Below are 18,310 nucleotides of genomic sequence, written 5' to 3'. Positions count from 1 at the left end.
ATCCATCGACTGATCACAAATAGCCTACACCACATCCCACCTATCTGTGCCGCTTTGTCGGACAGCGGTGGAAAGCACCTTTCAAAAAATTAGAGGAGTCTATCGATGAAGCTTTATTACACCCCCGGCCTGTGTTCGCTTGCCCCGCACATCATCCTGCGCGAAGCCGAGCTGCCGTTTTCACTGGAACGGGTCGACACCAACACGCACAAGACTGAGCACGGCGTGGATTATTACACGATCAATTCAAAGGGGCAGACGCCGTTGCTCGAGCTGGATAACGGCGAGCGCTTAAGCGAAGGCGCGATTATCGCTCAATACATCAGCGACAACGCCGGCAACCACCATCTAATGCCGGCGGCCGGCAGCATGGCGCGTTACCGTGTCATGGAATGGCAAAACTTCATCACCACCGAGCTGCACAAAGGCTACGCGCCGCTGTTCAACCCGGACGTCGATGCACCGAACAAAGCGATCCTAACGGCAGCGCTGCACAAGAAGTTCGAATGGATATCGAATCAACTGCACGGCAAGTCGTACTTGACCGGCGATAGCTTCACTGCTGCCGATGCTTACCTGTTCGTGGTCACGGGTTGGGCTAAATTCGTCGGCCTCGATCTGTCGGACCTGACGGAGCTGCAAAGTTTCTTAAAGCGGGTGGCAGCGCGACCGGCGGTGCGAGCAGCGCTGAAGGCGGAAGGCTTGCTAAATTAACACTTAGTTAGGTAGGGCGGACCCGTCCGCCCTACGTTAACTATCAATGTACGAGATCCAATCACGTGGAAACATACCGACTGGCTTGCTGTCGTTGTGATCGGGCCAGGCGGCGCCGTTGTTGTGTCATCGCGAAGTGAGATCGCTGATCAAGGTGTTAGTCGAGGACACGTCGCTGGTGATGCAGAAAATTAGTCGGCACGAACGTTAAATCCACGGTGCCGAACCATCACGCGGCGCCAGTAAACGGCTGGACCCCTGCCACGTGAATCAGACTCCGGGTATTCTGCTACAGGATGAACCCGCGTCGAACCTCGTTAACCGCACGTTTGCAGGCAGTGCCGATGTCGGTGCGGCGCGAGTGGATATTATTGGCAGTAGTCTTGTGCACCGTCGCCGGCGTTCTTGCCACGTACGAAACGCTTTCGCCGCTCGATGCGCTTTGGTACGACTCGATCGTCGCTCGCCAAACATTGCCGGTTCCGGACGATGTCGTGCTGATTACGATCGAGCCGGATACGCTCGATCGGCGCGACTTGAGTCGGCGGATGTGGAGCAAAGAGGATAGTGCCGAGCTGCTCGAACGTTTGACGCTTGGCCTACCGGCGGCGGTGTTACTCGATGTGCCGATGCCGGTATCGGATCTGCACGATCGGGGCGAAGAGAGCTTATCGGCGGCGATCCGGCACAACGGCAAGGTGGTGTTGCCGATCTTTCTGCGGACTGAGCGCGACACGATCCGAGGTTTTCGTCTACCGATGCCGACGCTCGCCAATTTCGCCGCCGCCATCGGTCACGACAAGGCAGTAACGCATCCGGACGGTGTGACGCGACGTCTGCCGCTGATGATCACTAATGGCGATATCGAGTGGCCGCATGTCGTGTTGTCGGTCCTGCAGGTGGCCAACGGTGCCATGCCCGACAAGTTACCGCCGGTGCCGACACCGTCGGATCCCGCCGGTGGTTGGCGCGAAACCCAGCATCTGTATCTGCGCTTCATCAGCGCCGACGATAGTTTCGAAACCTACTCGGCCCGGCAAATTCTCAACGGCGAAATTGCGCCCGTGCAATTCCATCAGAAGATCGTGTTGATCGGTTCAAGCCTGGCCGATGCGTCGGTTGTGGTACCCGGTTCCTGGCCGAAAGGGCGGACGATGTGGGGCCTGGAGCTGTTCGCCAATGCGATCAACACGCTGCGGCACCAAAGCTGGACCACGGTCGTTTCGGCGACGGCGACGGCATCGATCACGGTCGGACTGGTGTTGTTGACGCTGCTTTCGTTTCTGGCGTTGCCGGATCGCGGCGCATTTGCCATTACCTGGGCGGCAATTTGCTTGGTATCGCTATTAAGTTGGGTGCTGTTGCGCATCGGCGGCATTTGGCTGCCGCATGCGAGCTTCGTCGTCACAATCGCCGTTGCTTATCCGTTGTGGGCCTGGCGCCGGTTGGCAGCGACCTATCGTTTCGTGGGTCTCGAGCTCAATCGGATGCGGTCGGAACCGGGTGTGCTTGCGTCGGAGCTCGGGCAGCCCGGCAACGACGATGAGCCGCCGGCGTTGATCGATCAACAACTGGCGGCGATCCAGGAGGCGACGGCGAAATTGCGGGTGGCGCGGCAGTTTATCGGCGACATTATCGAAGGCCTGCCGATCGGCGTTATCGTCAGCGATCCGCGCGGCGCCATCGTGCTCGCCAACACGCCGGCGGTTCGCGCCATTGGCGTCATTGACGCGAACGCCATCCGTGGCCGCGAGTTGGGATCCTTGCTCGATAAATTTAGCAGTGTTGATGGTGCCGGCTTGGCGCAAGCAGATTGGACAACCGATCATTCGCGCGAGCTTACCGGTCCGCACGGCGAGCACTATTGGCTCGCTTGTCGGCAGATTGCCGACGAGCGCGCCAACCGCGTCGGCGCTATCGTCGCTCTGGCCGACATTTCACCGCTGCGGCGGGTCGAGGAGCAACGCGAAGAGCTGCTGCGCTTTCTGTCGCACGACATGCGCTCGCCGTTGGCATCGATCCTCGCGCTCATCGAGCTGCGCAGCGAAGCCGCCGAGCAGAGCAACGACAACGAACGCTTCGACGAGATCAAACGCTACGCTCGGCACACACTGTCGCTGGCTGAGGAGTTTTTGCAGCTCGCTTATGCTACGACCAGCAATCCGCGCGAGTTCGACGTCATGGATCTCACGCAGGCGACCGAAACCGGTATCGATCTCGTGCGGCCGCTAGCGCGTGAACGTCGCGTGCGGATCGATCAACAGTTGCCCGAGCTCGCTGCCATGCGCGGCAATCACAATCTAATCGGTCGCATGTTGGCCAACCTCGTACACAATGCCATCAAGTTCAGCCCGCCGGGTGGCACGATCCGGGTCGCGGTCGAGCGCCAGCACGGAGATTGGGTGTGCCATGTGCGCGATTACGGCACCGGTATCGCCGCCAACGAATTGCCGCGTTTGTTCGAACCTTATCAGCGATTGCGCGAGGGTAAGAGCGGCGGTACCGGACTTGGGCTGACGTTCGTTAAAGTGGTCGTCGAGAAGCACGGCGGCACGTTGCAGATCGATAGCGCCGCCGGTCGCGGTACGGAAGTCAAAGTACGGTTGCCGGTATTGGCCGAAGGATTTAGTTTGGCCGACTAAGAAGGGGGGATCGTGAAGGTATTAATCGTCGAAGACGATCGTGCGCAGCGCGCATTGCTGACGCATTGGATGAAGGGTGAAGGCTATCGCGTCGAGGCGCTCGAAGACGGACGCAGCTTAATCAAATCGCTCGAAGCTGAACCGGCCGACTTGCTGATCCTCGATTGGAACTTGCCGGACGTTCCCGGAGACGACTTATTGCGTTGGGTGCGCGGCCGGCGACACGCGTCGCTGCCGGTAATTTTTCAAACGGTACACGATCGCGAAGAGGACATCGTCCGCATTCTCGACGCCGGTGCCGACGACTATCTGGTCAAACCGGTGCAGAAATTGACATTGCTCGCGCGCGTACGCGCGGTAATGCGACGCACGCAAGCGTTGCCCGATCGCGAGAGCCTGCTGAAAGTCGGTAGCGTTACCTTGATTCAGCTGTCGCAGACCTTGAAAACCCATACCGGCTCGTTGTCGCCGAGCGAAAAAGAATTCGCCATCGCCTGGCAGTTGGCGACGCGTGTCGGTCAGGTGATCTTGCGCGAGCAACTGATGGCGGATGTTTGGGGTTTTGGCCCGAACATCGAGACGCGCGCCGTCGATATGTACGTGAGTCGCCTGCGGACGAAGCTGCGTCAACTTCATGCCGACGATTGGCAGATTCAATCGGTGTATGGCATCGGTTATCGCTTGGAGCTACTGCGCGACGGTCGGTCCGAGTTGGATACCGGCGGCGGCAGTTCCAATCCCGAACCAGTCGCCGACAAGTGAGGTTGTTGTAAACCGCGTCCACGGTTTCCTCAGGTCAGCTTATTGAGCCTTCGCCGCACTATGGTCCTCGGCAGCGGCGGATTTTTTAGCGAGCGTTTGATCGTAGGCGTACGCCATTCGCGCCAACAATTTATGGCCGATGCGGTCGGTCCAGTTGAAACTGTTCTGAAGCACGACGACCGCGGTATGCCGATCGATATCGAGGCCGATATAACTGGTGTAACCGGCAACGACACCGAACTGATATGTAATATGTTGCCCATGAATCTCGTCGACCATCCACGCCACCGCCGCCGCTTCCGTGCGTCGCGGTACTCGCACTTGCAACACATCGACTAGCGCCGGGTTCGGCCGCGTGCCGTTGGCGTCGAGATGGGCGGCGGCAAACGTCAGCAAATCTCTCGCGCTTGAATACACGCCAGCGGAACCTTTCATCAATTCGGTAAATTGCCATTCGGGAACATGCCGACCGCGCGCAATGAATTTCGGTTGATCGCCGGCATGACCGTGGGCGCGAGTGGTATAACCGGGTAATTCTTCCGGCACATAGCCGGTGTTCTGCAGGCCTAGCGGCGCCAGTACTTTTTCCTTTAGCAGCGTAGCTAACGGCACACCGGTGCGATGTTCGAGAACATACCCCAGCAGTCCGTAACCGATATTCGAATATTGGATCTCGATTTTTTTCGGGACCTGAAAATCGGCGAGATAGTTGAACACCTGATCGGCGTCGAGATGGCGATAGAAATTTTTGCCGGTAAATAGGAATTGCGTGAAGTAACGACACTGCTGAAACGTCATCGGTTGGCGTGGTAAGCCGGAGGTGTGCGTGGCTAGTTGCAACAAGCTGATTTTCTTGGCATCGGCGCTGAGCGGCAGTTCCGGCGGCAGCAACTGTGCCAGCGTGTCATCCCACGAGACCACGTGTTCTGCCACCAGTGTCGACGCGAGCGCACCCAAGAATCCTTTGCTCAGAGAGCCCAAGGCGAAAATCGTATCGCCGTTGGGGGTGATACCGCTGCCCTCATCGGTAACGCCGTATCCAAAAAACTGCATCGCACCGTCCGGTGATAACACGCCAACCACGATACCGGGCGTTTCGCCGCGCTCGACCAGCGGCTGCGCCAGCGATGTGATTTCCGAGCGCAGGTCGCCACCAGCATAGTGCATCGCCGCTTCGTCGTTAGCGTCCAGCTCCCGGTGCGACAAGGTGCCGCAAGCTGCCAGCAGCAAACAGAAGCTGCCGACGAAGGCGGCGCGGATTCGGTTTTTCTTCCTACGAGCCGATTGCTGTCGTAAATCAGTGAACACTGGGTCCTCTCTCTCTAATTTAGGTATGTGCTTTTAGTTTTCGGGCAGTACCGAGGCATAGACCTGAACCGGCATTGTTGACCGGTGTCGTTTTGTTCCATCGGCATTTCTCGTTCTCCCAGGAACCCGAGTCGGGGCGCGAAAGGGCAAAGCCACGTGACCGTAAGGGGCGGTACCTTAAGCCCTATGGCTTTGTTGTGGCAAGGCACTTTTGTCAGTTGAATGGCTTAATTGTTCTTTATTATCGTTCACGAGGGAGGCTGGGACGTTTAACAAGGCAAGTGTCCACTTGCTCGAATCGCCGAGCTAATAAAAAACGGAACCCGAAAAAAGGAACGTTCTTGAAGCCGCATCTATATTTGGCGGTCCATTCTTTTGTCCGTTGCACGAAACGGATAAGCGTATTAGGTTCAACATTGAACGAATGACACGAACACGTTTGGTAGCCGCCCTAGTTTTTTCGAAACGAGGATATCGATTGGGCGGTATCAATTTTTTAGACGTTGACGCGTTAGCCGCCGCGCAACTGCCACCCATTGCATCGGAGTATCCATGACCTCAACTCGTCCGAGCATCGCCGACAAGCGCCGTACCTTCCGACAACTGCACGAGACAGGATGCTTCGTCATTCCCAACCCCTGGGACGTAGGCAGTGCGCGTTTCCTGCAGAGCTTGGGCTTCAAAGCGCTGGCCACGACCAGTGCCGGTTTTGCCTGGTCGAGCGGATACGCTGATGGCGGCATCACTCGCGATAGGGTGCTCGGACACCTACGCCAGTTGGTGGATGCTACCGATCTGCCCGTCAATGCTGACTTCGAAAGCGGGTTTGCGCTCGACGCGGCGGACGTGACGGAGAGCGTGCGCCTTGCTGTTGAGACTGGCATTGCCGGGCTATCGATAGAAGACTCTACGGGCGATGCGGCGCAACCACTGCATTCGCTGGACGTGGCGGTGGAGCGGTTGCGCGCGGCGCGCAAAGCCATTGACCGGGCAGGGGGCGAGGTCCTGCTGGTTGCACGTGCCGAGTGCTTTTTGGTGGGCCGCCCCGATCTTGACGAGACGATTGCGCGGCTCAAAGCCTACGCGCAAGTCGGAGCGGATTGTCTCTATGCGCCGGCGTTACGCACTCGCGAGCAGATCGTTGCTGTGGTCGACGCCGTTGCGCCAAAGCCGGTGAATCTGCTTATCGGCTGGGCGAGCGAGCTTACGGTGTCGGATGTCGCCGCTTTGGGTGTGCGGCGGGTGAGTGTCGGTGGCGCGCTTGCGAGCTCAGCATGGCTTGGTTTCATGCGCGCCGCGCGATTGTTGGCGGACGAAGGTAAGTTCGATGGATTCGTCGGCTCAGCGGGACGGGAGCTCAATGCGCTTTTTCGTGCTTCCACCACGGCAAGCGGTAGCTAACCCATTCATCGAGCGGCGTGCGATCTCAGGCAAGCGGCACTGAAAGAGATCTTTGATGCGCTGAAACCCGGCGGCATAAGATTGCGTGAGAGCGATAACCCCGAGGAATACAACCGGCCGCTCGTGACTCAGCGTCAACGGAAGAATGAAAGCTCAACTATGATCAACGGGGTCAAAAGAGCAGAAGACGAATGTCTGTTAATGTTCTGGAGTTGCGCTCCGCGCCGGTTTAAAACAGCGTTAAGCATCACAACCCATCGAGAGGTGAAGTCACCATGCTCACAAATGCCGTCCAGCTTCACCGTGTACTCCGTGCTACCCCAGAGAGAATCTATCGGGCGTTTCTCGATGCCGACGCCTTGGCCAAGTGGCTTCCACCGAATGGTTTTACCGGAAAGATTCACCAAATAGATCCGAAAGTCGGCGGTAGCTTTAAGATGTCATTCACCAACTTCACCACCGGCCACAGCCACTCGTTCGGCGGAAAGTATCTAGAACTAGTACCCAACGAACGAATCCGTCACACCGACAAATTCGACGACCCGAACTTGCCCGGAGAAATGCAGACGACGATATCGTTGAAGAAAGTTTTTTGCGGTACTGACGTGAACATCGTCCAAGAAGGGATACCGGCAGCCATTCCGGCCGAGGCTTGCTATCTCGGTTGGCAAGAATCGCTCATTCTTCTCGCGCAACTCGTCGAAGCCGAGATTCCCGGCTAGCATTGGTGCCGCCGAACAGGCTTCCAGACCGATCCGACTCGCTGGTTGCTCGGCCATAAAGAGTAACAACTTGGCGCGACTGATATTTTTACGAAACACCGTTTTGCTTCGATCATCCGTGGCATGCACGCTGAAGGTGTTTTTTGCCAGATCAATCCCGATCGCAGTAACGTTCATGGCCGACTCCTCCTGTTCCGTTGATTGAGTTGAACCGACTTCAATCTGGCACGTTGATGCCGTTAGGGGCAGGGGGGAGCCCTTATCATTCATTAGGTTCTCTCCTCAATGACGATCATGCTCATGCGGCATGGAAAGCCGAACTTGTCCTTGGATGTTTGGATTGCACCAGTTCAGATGGCGCAATGGATCGAACATTACGATCGCTCTGAAGTTGAAATCGGGCAGATCCCAAACAAAAGTACAGAGCTAATGAAGTCAGCAACTATTGTTGTTTCAAGTACTGCGCGCCGAGCGTTGTCATCGGCGCGCGCTCTGGACAAGGTTCCCGCGGTCGTAGACGCCCTATTTAGCGAGGCTGAGCTTCCATTTGCACTCGTGCGCTACCCTTGGCTTCCCCCACTTGTTTGGGCGGCGATATTTCGCATGCTTTGGTTCTTCGGTTATTCCAGAGGCGCCGAGTCGATCCGAGCCACCAGACGTCGCGCCAAGGCCGCAGCCGACAAACTCATTGCTCTTTCGGCGCAAGGTTCTGTTCTGCTCGTCGGCCATGGCATCATGAATCATCTGATTGCCAAAGAGCTCAACGCCATGGGTTGGCGAGGCGGAAGACCCCAAAGCAAATATTGGAGCGTGAGCGTTTATGAAAAAGTCTAACAACCGGTTCGAGGCGGATGTGGTGAAACGACGCCGGGTTTGCTGTTATCTCGGCGCGGTTTAGCTGTAAGAGAAAAACATGAACAGCCTCCTTAAACCCTTTATGTACTTAGCATTGGCTGGTTTTCTGGCGAGCCTCATTGCGCATCTAGCGGGCTACATGGGAATTGGAAAGCCGTTTGGCTTCAATCCTTGGCCATTGCATGTCGGTATTTTTATTGTTTGGCTGCCAGCAGTACTGGCGTCACGACGTTTGTCGAAGGAGTTTCCGCAGAAAGATTTGTGGAAGGCCACTTTGCGTGGCTGCCCTCCCTGGATGAGAAAAACGTTTTATGTCCTATTTGGGTACGCTTTATTAAGCTTTTTTTGCGTTTATGGCACTTGATGCTACCTCGGGAAATGAAGCTAGTACTATTCGAGGCTTTTCTGGGCATTGGCTAATTTTTTATTTTGCGGCATATGCCATTCTGTATTCTGCTATTCAGGTTGCCGATAACGATGTTGTACGCAGGTGTAGAAATGGGCACCCTCTACAGGCAAATGATAAATACTGCAGTCAATGCGGGTCGCCTGTTGGGTCCGTTATCGAATAGAAACCGCTTCGGGTACAACCTCGTAAAGCGCCGCGCGCTTTCCTCGGCGCTTCAAGCAGATCATTAGGTAACAAATGAACGACTGCGTCTTTTGCTCCATCATCAGCAAAAAAATTGAATGTTCACTCGTCTATGAAGATGCGCATACAATTTGTTTCGTGCCGCTAGACCCTGAAAATCCTGGACATGTTCTCGTCATGCCGAGGAATCACTACGAGGACATATTTTCGACGCCGCCCCTCGAGATCGAGCAACTAATGGTTGCAGCACGATTGATGGCGAATGCAATATTAAAGGCGGTAACCCCGAAACGCGTTGCTTTAGTCGCAATGGGTCTAGACGTGCAGCATGCGCATTTTCACTTGGTTCCCATAAACTCGCGGCTAGATATCACGAGTAAACGGCAACTTGCTGGCGAAGTGATAACGAGATCCAAAGAGGAGCTGGATCGTCAGGCAGCGCTAATCCGACAACATCTTTAAGTTAAGCCTCACCTTTAGTTCGAGCAGACGCTGTTACGCGATTGCCGCCTTTGATTCGGTTCGGGGTGGGGCCATTCCACAACGCGTTGGGCAGAATGAACACAAACATCCGAGATGAAAAAACTACGACAAGTCACAACGCGATCTGCAACTTCTAGAGATGTTGAAGTGATCTCTGCTCTCGCCGGCGACTTGGGCTATTCCGCCTCAGCAATCGAGATGGGACCTCGGCTTTCCGCTATTTGCTCTAGAGCGGACCATTCCGTATTCGTTGCGGAGTTGGCCGGTACTATTGTTGGCTGGATTCATGTTTGCAGGGTCGAATCATTGGGGAGCGCTCCGTTTGCAGAAATTCGGGGAGTGGTAGTTGCGGAAACGGAGCGAGGCCATGGCATAGGCAAAGAGTTAGTAGGTGTAGCGGAGCAATGGGCTTTGGAGAAATCGTGTTCGAAAATCCGTGTCCGTAGTAATTCGATGCGGGCAAACGCGAAGCAGTTTTATGAGAAGCTGGCCTATGTCATCAAGAAAAACCAGAATGTGTTCGACAAGCAGCTACCGTGATTCACTAAACGAATGCCCAATAGTCGTCCAACCGGACGCAGTGAGGGCAGCTTCCCGGATTACGGCGCTTCGCGCCTCCATCCGGGCGACAAAGAAGTTTTTAGTAGTTCTCCGGACAAAACTTCCGCTCGATCAGTTCAATGAGGATGTGCAGGACTTTGATGTGCAGCTCCTGCACCCGATCGGCGAACTGTCCGCCCGGTGTGCAGATACAAACGTCGGCCAGTTGCTCGAGCGTCGAACCGGGTTTGCCGGTCAGCGCGATCACTGAGATACCTTGCGACCGACAGACCTCGGCGGCGCGTAGGATGTTCTTGCTGCTGCCGCTGGTGCTGATGGCCACCAAGCAGTCGCCTTTGCGGCCGTGCGCTTGCATATAACGCGCGAATACTTCGTCGTAGCCGTAGTCGTTGCCGACGCACGATAAATGTCCGGGATCGCTGATGGCGGTGGCGGCGAAGGCGCGGCGGTCTTTGCGGAAGCGGCCGGTGATTTCTTCAGCGAAGTGCATAGCGTCGCACATCGAGCCGCCGTTACCGCAAGAAAACATTCGGCCGTCGGCGTCGATGGTGTCGATCAGCAAGGTTGCGGCGCGGCTGATAGCGCTGAGTGTACCTTCGTTATTCAGAAGCGCATCCAGCGCGGCTCGCGCTTCTCCTAAAGCGTTTTTAATGTGCTGTTGCATGTGTTAACTCCTTATTCACGGCAATGACTCTTTGTTCGCGGCTGCTTCGTCGTGCGTGCTCGATCATTTGTATGACGTTCAATGCGTCGCCGGCCGGGACGGGAACGGGCGTGCCGCGGGTAAGGGCGTCGAATATTCCTTGATAGTACGTTTGATAGCTGCCGGTTAAGGTTTCGACTCTCTCGTCGACAACGGTGCCTTGATGCTCCCGGGTGATGTGCCCGTAGGCGCTTTCCGGTTCGATGCCCCAGCGTGTGTCGCCCGGTCGTTGACCCGCCTTCAGCGCGTCTTCCTGCGGGTCCAGACCCTGCTTAATGTAGCTGCCGACGCTGCCGTGTACCTGAAAACGCGGCCCCGAACGTCGAATGATTGCCCCGGAATGCAGCAGTACCCGTTTAGCCCCGTAGCCCAACACCAAGTGGAAATAGTCTACCGCCGCTCCGCCGGTGCGTTGAATGCCGATGTCGGCGAATAGCGTGTGCGGCCTACCAAACAGTACCAGCGCTTGATCGAGTAGATGCGAGCCGAGGTCGTAAAGGATGCCGCCTCCGGGCACGTCCTGCTCGCGCCAGCGCTGGCGCACGTCGGGGCGGTAACGATCGAAGTGCGACTCATACGTATTAATTTCCCCAAGCATGCCGGATTCGATACAGCGTCGGACCGTGAGGAAATCATTATCCCAACGACGATTGTGAAACACGCTGAGGACTCGATTTTTCTCGGCCGCTAGCTCGACCAGTTCCGCCGCCTCGGCGGTCGTTACCGTAAACGGCTTTTCCACGACGACATGTTTGCCGGAGAGCAACGCTTGTTTAGCCAATAAGTGATGGGTGTTGTTCGGCGTCGCAATGACGATCAGGTCGACATCAGGCGCGCTGATGACGCCGTCTGGGTGCTGCGCCAACGTAACATCGGGAAAATCGTGCCGGACTTTGTCCGCATTGGAAGAAGCGATACGGGCAATGACCAATCCATTCACGGTAGCAATCAGCGGCGCATGGAAAGTCGCACCGGAATAGCCATATCCAATTAATCCGACTCGGACAATCGTCATAGTCCGTTACCGATATTGTGATTCGAGTGGGGCGGGAACTGTAACAGACTGTAACGCATTCCTGCTTCTCCCTCCCTCTGCGTAGTACAAAGCGCCGTGCAGTAACACAAGCAAAAAATCGGCAAAACGTAGTGGTGCATCTGCGCGGTAAAACTAGAGTCAACTCAAACTCGGAGGACCCTGATGAACAAGAAACTTTTGACGATGGCGATCGGTTCCGCACTCACGGTGGGGGGCACCGCGCTGGCGCCGGCCTATGCCGAGACGGTCAACATCAATGTTTACGGCGTTGCAGACGGGCAGTATGAAAGTGTGAAGGCCGAAGGTTCGACCGCCAGCGGTACGCCCAACAAACCGTCGCGTTGGCGCGGCACCACCAATAGTTCTTATCTCGGGTTCAAAGGTTCGGCTGATCTCGGCAGTGGCTTGAAGGGATTGCTCCAGTTCGAAAACACCATCCAGCTCGAAGCCGATAGCTCCGATCGCAAAAATATCTTCGGCAGCGCCCGTGATACCTATGTCGGCATCGCGATGGATGGTGTCGGCACGCTCAAACTCGGCCGTGTGACCGCCGCCGGCCGTTGGATCAGCGGCATCGCCGATTACTCGCCCGGTGCCACCGGCATCGAATCGTCGCAGTCGGTGATCGCACAGGTCGGCGGCTTCACCGGCGCTTCCCCACAATTCAACACCCGGCTCGAAAATGCGCTCGCTTTCGAATCGGCCAGCTGGGGCGGTTTCGGCGTGCGCGCCTATTTCGGCGCGAATGAAAACAAGAGCAACAGCGACGTTAATCCGGCGTTGGATGACAAGACGTTGAGCTTGGGTCTGCAATACGCCAGTGGTCCGATCGACGTGCGCCTTGCCCGCGAGGTTCGTTACGACAAAGGCACGCTCAACGGTACCACGCAATCGGCCACCGCCGGCAACGACACCAAAGATACCGATACTCGCGCCGGCGTCAGCTACACCTTTCCCAGCCGCACGACCATCGGCGTGATCTTCGATCGTATGGAGTTCGATGACTCTACCGCTACCGGTACCAGCAAGAGCAATCTAAAGAAAAGTGCCTGGCAGCTCGGCGCTAAGCAGGACATCGGTGAGACGCACCAGATTTACGGCGCCTACGGCACGGCCGGCAAGATCAAGTGCAGCAATGCCGACGGCTCTGCGTGCAACGATGTCGACTCTAAAGCGAGTCAATACGTCGTCGGTTACAACTACGTTTTCTCCAAGCAAACCATGCTGAAGACGTTCTACAGTCGCGTAACAAATAACGAACGTGCCAAATACGACTTCGACGGCAACGCCATTTCGCCGGCTGTCGGCGCTGATCCGACCGGTTTTGGTTTTGGCATTCGTTACACGTTTTAATGCGTACACCGTTGTCTGGAAGACCGAAGGAGTACCGCGGAACGCGGTGCTCCTTTTTTTTGCAAATTAGGTTAGCGGTACCGCTAGGACCGACAGAGCAAGGAAAGCACCCCCGTGTGGTTGAACGTCTCCTCGACATGCACGGCGTTTGCCGTGTGGCGTGCGGGGAGACGTTTTTTTAGCACGCACGTAATCGCTTGGTGGACGCTGTACCGTATGACGCCTGGCAACGGCTTCGCCTCGGGGATGTAAAGGTGCACTCGCGCGCTTATCGGGAGGTGACTAATGAGATTCATTTTCGCTGTCCTGCTTTTTGTTCTTACCCACGGAGTATCCGTTGCCAGCGAAACTTCTTGGAAGGCGCTAACCGAGCAAGCACTCACCGTTTACCGTCAAGGCGATCCACAGCGCGCGATCGAACTCACGCAACATGCGCTACTAGTGGCGAAGGCTGAGTTCGGCGCCGAAAGTCTTGAGACCGCAGAATCGATGGGCAATCTTGCCGCACTTTATCGGGTACAGAGTCCCCGTCTTCGCGACTCGGCGGCGCGCATCCGCGAGCAGCGTGGCCGAGCGCCGGCACCCTCCGGTTTGCAGAGCGAGATTGCCGCCGTCGGCTCGGTAAACAAAATATTTTTCGGATTGATCGCTCCCCGTGGCGTCGAAACGACGACCAACAATTGGCGTCCATTCGCGGACGCGCTGGCGGCGCGATTGCAAATTCCGATCGAGCTTGTCGTGCGCGACGACGTCAAAGAAATCGTCGAGCTTTTTAAGGCGGGAAAACTCGATCTCGCATGGCTCGGCAATACCCCGGCGTTGGAGGTTGTCGAGGCGCGGAAGGGCGCCGTGTTTGCCAGGATGATTACCAAGACCGGAAGCAGCAGCTATAGGTCGGTGCTGATCGTCCATAAGGACAGTAACATTCAAACACTCGAGGATGTGCTCAAACTCCAGCCGCTGGATGGTCTTGTGTTCGGCGATGGCGACGCTAAATCCACGTCGGGTCATGTGGTGCCGTTGTACTACGCGTTCGTCAAGAACAAGATCAATGATCCTGCGACCTTGTTCAAAGAAATAAAGTCGGCGAACCACCGGACCAATTTACTGCGCACGGCGCAGAAAGAAGTCGACGTCGCCACCAACAATACCGAAGAGATGGATTTCTTCAGCAAAGACAGCCCGGACCTATCTGCGCAATTACGCGTGATTTGGACGTCGCCGGAGATTCCGCAAAGTCCACTGGTATGGCGCAACAGCCTACCGGCGGCGCTAAAACGCCAGATTGGCGGGTTCGTAACGAGCTACGGCAAAAACAGTGAAGCGGAGCGCAAGGTGTTAATGCAAGCCAACGAGTTGAGCGGCTTCAGTCGTTCGTCCAATCGCCAACTGACGACCATTGCCGACCTGGAATTGTTCAACAAGTGGCTGAAGCTGTGGAACGACAAGACATCGCTGCCGGAAGAACGCAAGCGCCAGGAACGCGAGCTCAGCGAGCGTGGCGGTCACCTGGAACTTTATCTGCGTATGTCGAAGGAAGAGTACTGAGCGAGTTGCCGATAACTGTGCTCGGCTCGGTATATAACCAGTAAGTAGCGTCGACCGGCTTTCAGGTTCCGCTAGATTACTGAGACTGTTATAGAGTCGTGGAATTCTGATCTCGCAGGGTTTCAGCCGGCATTTGCTACACCTTCCGGAGAGTGTGCGGTCGAGCGAAGACTGTAACAGACTGTAACGCATTCGCGTTTCTCGTTGCCGCCGGTAGTACAAAGCGTCGGCAGTCGGTTGATAGAGAAGAAGATGGGATCCAAGCGCCGCGGTAAGGGCACCCATCCCGCGAAATTAAATTAGCAAGTTATAGGAGGATTCGAATGTATCTTTCACTTCGGGCATTTAATTTTCGTCGCGTTATAAAAAGTAAATGGTGGACGCTCGCCACCTTGTTGCTGCCAATGGCGGCACACGCCGACGGAACGCTAAACCTTATCTGTAGCTATCAAGCCGAATGGTGCACCAACGTAAAAAACGAATTTGAAAAACAGAACGGCGTCACCGTCAACATGACGCAAAAGAGCACCGGCGAAGCGCTGGCGCAAATTGCCGCGGAGAAGGCCAACCCGAAGGTCGACATCTGGTTCGGCGGCACCGGCGATCCGCATTTACAGGCAGCCGAGCAGGACTTGACCGTGAGCTACAAGTCGCCGGTTTTGCCACAGCTGCATGATTGGGCGCGGCGGCAGGCCGAGCAGTCGAACTATCGGACCGTCGGCGTCGCTGCCGGCGCACTCGGTTTCGTCTACAACACCGAGCTGCTGGCGAAGAAGAAACTGCCGGCGCCAGCGTGCTGGAAGGACTTGCTGAAGCCGGAATACAAAGAAGAGGTGCAAATCTCCAATCCGAATTCGGCCGGGACCGCGTACGTCGTTATCGCGACCTTGGTCCAGCTGATGGGCGAAGACGCGGCGTTCAAGTACATGCAATCGCTGCACAAGAACGTAAACCAGTACACGAAATCCGGCAGCGGCGCGGTTAAGGGCGCAGCGCGCGGTGAGACGTCGGTGAGCGTCGGCTGGATGCACGACGGCGTAACCGAGCTGGTCAGTGGTTTCCCGGTGAAGGTGTCGGCGCCGTGCGAAGGCACGGGCTACGAAATTAGCTCGATGAGTCTCATTAAAGGCGCCCGTAATTTGAACAACGCCAAAAAGTTTTACGACTGGGCGTTGACCCCGGCGGCGCAGAAGTTGGGCGCGGACGCGAAGCAGTTCCAGGTGCCATCCAATGTCAGCTCGGCGTTACCGCCGCAGGCGCCGAAGTTCAGCGACATCAAGTTTATCGATTACAACTTCGCCAAGTACGGATCATCGGCCGAGCGCAAGCGTCTGATCGAGCGTTGGGATCGTGAAGTGGGCAGCTTGTCCAAATAATCCACCATCGTCTCGCCGAGGCATCTCGATGAAAGCTACGCAGCGCACGGTCATGAGCTGGTTGATCGTCGGCTTAGTCGGATTCTTGCTGCTGCCATGGTATGCCTTGCAGGACAGCCTCTGGTCGTTGCATTGGTTAGTCGGTGTCTATAGCAACGATCAAATGGCTGCCGGTATAGCGCAAGCCACGGCATATGGACGTCCTTGGTTATGGGGTTGTGCCGCCGCGCTCGCGTTCTGCGGCGCGGCGCCTTATCTGTTCCGTACGCGCGAAACGCTCGGACGGGCGTTGCTTATCGCTGGCGGCGGCGGTGTGCTTTTCGGGTTGTTGCAAGCGTTTGCCATCGGTCCCGGCGGTTGGTCGTTCGCAACATTACAAGCGACATTGCCGGCATTGAGTAGCGGCCAGTACGGGATTGGCGCCGGCGGCATGCTAGTCGGGGTAGCGCTGCTGATGTTGTTCGCCTTCGGGCTCGCGCTGTGCGGGTTCTTTAGGGGCGATGCTTTTGTCGCCGGCAGTGTCGTCGGCGTTACCGCTTTGGTATTGCTGTTCACGTTCTTCCCGGTCGCCAAGATTCTTGCGACGGCAGTGCAGAATGCCGACGGCGGCAATTCGTTGTCGCTGCTCGCAGAGCGCTTGTTCGCGACACGCATCTGGGGATTGAATTGCATAACCGGCGGCGGTGGTTGCGGCGTTGCCTGGAACACGTTGCTGTTGGCGCTACTGACGGCGACCGGTGCTACCAGCCTGGGATTGGCGTTCGCGCTCATCGTCACCCGCACCGGCTTCGTTTATAAAAAATTCCTGCGGGTACTCACCATATTGCCGATCATCACGCCACCGTTCGTGATCGGTCTCGGACTCATTCTTATTTTCGGTCGTTCGGGTTTGGTGAATCAGTTTCTCGAACGAGTATTCGAAGTTGAGCCATCGCGTTGGATCTACGGCTTGCAAGGAGTGTTGCTGGCGCAGGTATTCGCATTTACGCCGATCGCCTTTTTAGTACTCATCGGCGTCGTCGAAGGCGTGGCGCCGAGCATGGAAGAGGCGGCGCAGACGTTACGCGCGACAAGTTGGCGCACCTTCGTCGATATTTCTTTGCCGCTGATGCGGCCGGGCATCGTCAATGCGTTCTTAGTCGCATTTATCGAAAGTATCGCCGACTTCGGAAATCCGATTCTGTTGGGCGGCAATTTCGGCGTGTTATCGACCGAAGTCTTTTTCTCTATCGTCGGCGCGCAGCTGGACTATGGCCGGGCGGCGGCACTCGCGTTAGTTCTACTTAGCTTTGCGCTCGGTGCCTTTTTTCTGCAACGGCGAATCCTCGGCAAGAAAGTTTATACGTCGATGTCAGGCAAAGGCGAAAGCGGGCTGCCTGCGCTGTTGCCGAAACGCGTGCGCAACCTTGCTTTTTCGATAGCGTTGCCGTGGACCGCATTGACGATGGTGGTCTATGCGATGGCTATCGTCGGCGGCTTCGTCGAGACCTGGGGGCGCAACTACACACCGACGTTGCGTCACTACATCAAGGCATTTTCGATCGATATCGGGCCGCACGGCATCGTCTGGTCGGGCGCTGCCTGGAATTCTTTTTGGACGACACTGCAGCTTGCGAGCATCGCCGCACCGCTTACCGCCGCCGTCGGCATACTCACCGCCTACCTGCTAACGCGGCAGCGATTCGCCGGCCGTGGATTGTTTGAGTTTGGCACCATGCTCAGTTTTGCCGTGCCCGGCACGGTCATCGGCGTCTCCTATATTTTCGCGTTCAATGTTCCGCCGGTCGAGCTTACCGGTACCGCGTTGATCTTGGTGCTGTGCTTCGTGTTTCGCAACATGCCGGTCGGCGTGCGCGCCGGCATAGCGGCGATGAGTCAGCTCGACAAGAGCCTGGACGAGGCATCGGTCACGCTCGGCGCTAGCGGCTTCCGCACGTTGCGTCTGGTGATATTGCCGTTGCTAAGGCCGGCCGTCATTGCGTCGCTGGTGTATAGCTTCGTGCGCGCGGTGACGACAGTGAGCGCCATCATTTTTCTGGTGTCGGCGGACCACGAAATGGCCACGGTTTATATCATCAATCGCGTGATTAACGGCGATTACGGTGTCGCCATTGCTTACTGCTCTGTGCTTATTGTGTTGATGCTGCTTGCGATCGGTTTAATCCGTCTGCTCGTGGGCGAGCGTCGTATCGGTCGGCGCAAGACCGTACCGGTAACCGCGGCCGCCGCCGTAGCGAGCGTTTAGAAAATTTCA

The 18,310-nt window shown here is 56.5% G+C and carries 16 protein-coding genes; 13 read left to right on the top strand and 3 right to left on the bottom strand.

Going from position 1 to position 18,310, the window contains the following annotated elements:
- The first annotated feature begins 105 nt into the window (after positions 1-105).
- The 3 genes from gstA (at position 106) to HY308_13325 (ending at position 4,118) form a co-directional block, all read left to right on the top strand.
- Complete coding sequence (gene gstA / locus HY308_13335) at positions 106-714, top strand: glutathione transferase GstA (GenBank protein MBI3899261.1); 609 nt, start codon at positions 106-108, stop codon at positions 712-714.
- Positions 715-1,010: 296 nt separating this feature from the next.
- A complete protein-coding gene (locus tag HY308_13330; protein ID MBI3899260.1) occupies positions 1,011-3,356 on the top strand; it encodes a CHASE2 domain-containing protein in 2,346 nt (781 codons plus the stop codon).
- Positions 3,357-3,368: 12 nt separating this feature from the next.
- Positions 3,369-4,118, top strand: coding sequence for a response regulator transcription factor (locus HY308_13325; GenBank protein ID MBI3899259.1), 750 nt, complete (start codon positions 3,369-3,371; stop codon positions 4,116-4,118).
- Positions 4,119-4,157: 39 nt separating this feature from the next.
- On the opposite strand, the gene HY308_13320 is transcribed toward HY308_13325, so the two are convergent.
- The gene (locus HY308_13320) at positions 4,158-5,285 is read right to left on the bottom strand and encodes a beta-lactamase family protein (protein ID MBI3899258.1); all 1,128 of its coding nucleotides are present in this window, start codon (positions 5,283-5,285) and stop codon (positions 4,158-4,160) included.
- Between the two features lie 693 nt (positions 5,286-5,978).
- Between HY308_13320 and HY308_13315 the strand changes: the two genes are divergently transcribed.
- The 6 genes from HY308_13315 (at position 5,979) to HY308_13290 (ending at position 10,019) form a co-directional block, all read left to right on the top strand.
- Entirely contained in the window at positions 5,979-6,827 is an 849-nt protein-coding gene (locus tag HY308_13315) for an isocitrate lyase/phosphoenolpyruvate mutase family protein (GenBank protein ID MBI3899257.1), read from the top strand.
- Positions 6,828-7,102: 275 nt separating this feature from the next.
- Complete coding sequence (locus HY308_13310) at positions 7,103-7,549, top strand: SRPBCC family protein (protein MBI3899256.1); 447 nt, start codon at positions 7,103-7,105, stop codon at positions 7,547-7,549.
- A gap of 285 nt (positions 7,550-7,834) precedes the next feature.
- Positions 7,835-8,383, top strand: coding sequence for a histidine phosphatase family protein (locus HY308_13305; GenBank protein MBI3899255.1), 549 nt, complete (start codon positions 7,835-7,837; stop codon positions 8,381-8,383).
- A 79-nt stretch (positions 8,384-8,462) separates the two neighbouring features.
- Entirely contained in the window at positions 8,463-8,768 is a 306-nt protein-coding gene (locus tag HY308_13300) for a hypothetical protein (protein MBI3899254.1), read from the top strand.
- A 282-nt stretch (positions 8,769-9,050) separates the two neighbouring features.
- Positions 9,051-9,458, top strand: coding sequence for an HIT family protein (locus HY308_13295; protein MBI3899253.1), 408 nt, complete (start codon positions 9,051-9,053; stop codon positions 9,456-9,458).
- Positions 9,459-9,572: 114 nt separating this feature from the next.
- Complete coding sequence (locus HY308_13290; protein ID MBI3899252.1) at positions 9,573-10,019, top strand: GNAT family N-acetyltransferase; 447 nt, start codon at positions 9,573-9,575, stop codon at positions 10,017-10,019.
- Between the two features lie 100 nt (positions 10,020-10,119).
- On the opposite strand, the gene HY308_13285 is transcribed toward HY308_13290, so the two are convergent.
- Positions 10,120-10,704 (bottom strand): SIS domain-containing protein, encoded by a 585-nt coding sequence (locus HY308_13285; protein ID MBI3899251.1) that lies wholly within the window; start codon positions 10,702-10,704, stop codon positions 10,120-10,122.
- On the bottom strand, positions 10,688-11,758 hold the full coding sequence (locus HY308_13280) for an oxidoreductase (protein MBI3899250.1): 1,071 nt from the start codon (positions 11,756-11,758) through the stop codon (positions 10,688-10,690). The genes HY308_13285 and HY308_13280 overlap by 17 nt, the downstream gene beginning before the upstream one ends.
- 183 nt (positions 11,759-11,941) lie before the next feature.
- Between HY308_13280 and HY308_13275 the strand changes: the two genes are divergently transcribed.
- The 4 genes from HY308_13275 to HY308_13260 all read left to right on the top strand — a co-directional run bounded on the left by HY308_13275 (position 11,942) and on the right by HY308_13260 (position 18,301).
- Positions 11,942-13,132 (top strand): porin, encoded by a 1,191-nt coding sequence (locus HY308_13275; protein ID MBI3899249.1) that lies wholly within the window; start codon positions 11,942-11,944, stop codon positions 13,130-13,132.
- A 285-nt stretch (positions 13,133-13,417) separates the two neighbouring features.
- On the top strand, positions 13,418-14,680 hold the full coding sequence (phnD, locus tag HY308_13270; GenBank protein ID MBI3899248.1) for a phosphate/phosphite/phosphonate ABC transporter substrate-binding protein: 1,263 nt from the start codon (positions 13,418-13,420) through the stop codon (positions 14,678-14,680).
- A 323-nt stretch (positions 14,681-15,003) separates the two neighbouring features.
- Positions 15,004-16,056 (top strand): ABC transporter substrate-binding protein, encoded by a 1,053-nt coding sequence (locus tag HY308_13265; protein ID MBI3899247.1) that lies wholly within the window; start codon positions 15,004-15,006, stop codon positions 16,054-16,056.
- A 28-nt stretch (positions 16,057-16,084) separates the two neighbouring features.
- Positions 16,085-18,301, top strand: coding sequence for an iron ABC transporter permease (locus tag HY308_13260; GenBank protein MBI3899246.1), 2,217 nt, complete (start codon positions 16,085-16,087; stop codon positions 18,299-18,301).
- The last annotated feature ends 9 nt before the right edge of the window (positions 18,302-18,310 follow it).

The organism is Gammaproteobacteria bacterium, assembly GCA_016199745.1.
GTDB lineage: Bacteria > Pseudomonadota > Gammaproteobacteria > Acidiferrobacterales > Sulfurifustaceae > JACQFZ01.
This window is presented reverse-complemented; position numbering and strand designations above follow the sequence as displayed.

Bases quoted from the DNA above. Each gene is read 5' to 3' on its own strand.
- HY308_13280 (MBI3899250.1), bottom strand. From the start codon at position 11,758: ATGACGATTGTCCGAGTCGGATTAATTGGATATGGCTATTCCGGTGCG.
- HY308_13315 (MBI3899257.1), top strand. From the start codon at position 5,979: ATGACCTCAACTCGTCCGAGCATCGCCGACAAGCGCCGTACCTTCCGA.
- HY308_13285 (MBI3899251.1), bottom strand. From the start codon at position 10,704: ATGCAACAGCACATTAAAAACGCTTTAGGAGAAGCGCGAGCCGCGCTG.
- HY308_13265 (MBI3899247.1), top strand. From the start codon at position 15,004: ATGTATCTTTCACTTCGGGCATTTAATTTTCGTCGCGTTATAAAAAGT.
- HY308_13305 (MBI3899255.1), top strand. From the start codon at position 7,835: ATGACGATCATGCTCATGCGGCATGGAAAGCCGAACTTGTCCTTGGAT.
- HY308_13320 (MBI3899258.1), bottom strand. From the start codon at position 5,285: ATGCACTATGCTGGTGGCGACCTGCGCTCGGAAATCACATCGCTGGCG.
- HY308_13300 (MBI3899254.1), top strand. From the start codon at position 8,463: ATGAACAGCCTCCTTAAACCCTTTATGTACTTAGCATTGGCTGGTTTT.
- HY308_13330 (MBI3899260.1), top strand. From the start codon at position 1,011: ATGAACCCGCGTCGAACCTCGTTAACCGCACGTTTGCAGGCAGTGCCG.
- HY308_13260 (MBI3899246.1), top strand. From the start codon at position 16,085: ATGAAAGCTACGCAGCGCACGGTCATGAGCTGGTTGATCGTCGGCTTA.
- HY308_13295 (MBI3899253.1), top strand. From the start codon at position 9,051: ATGAACGACTGCGTCTTTTGCTCCATCATCAGCAAAAAAATTGAATGT.
- gstA (MBI3899261.1), top strand. From the start codon at position 106: ATGAAGCTTTATTACACCCCCGGCCTGTGTTCGCTTGCCCCGCACATC.
- phnD (MBI3899248.1), top strand. From the start codon at position 13,418: ATGAGATTCATTTTCGCTGTCCTGCTTTTTGTTCTTACCCACGGAGTA.
- HY308_13275 (MBI3899249.1), top strand. From the start codon at position 11,942: ATGAACAAGAAACTTTTGACGATGGCGATCGGTTCCGCACTCACGGTG.
- HY308_13290 (MBI3899252.1), top strand. From the start codon at position 9,573: ATGAAAAAACTACGACAAGTCACAACGCGATCTGCAACTTCTAGAGAT.
- HY308_13310 (MBI3899256.1), top strand. From the start codon at position 7,103: ATGCTCACAAATGCCGTCCAGCTTCACCGTGTACTCCGTGCTACCCCA.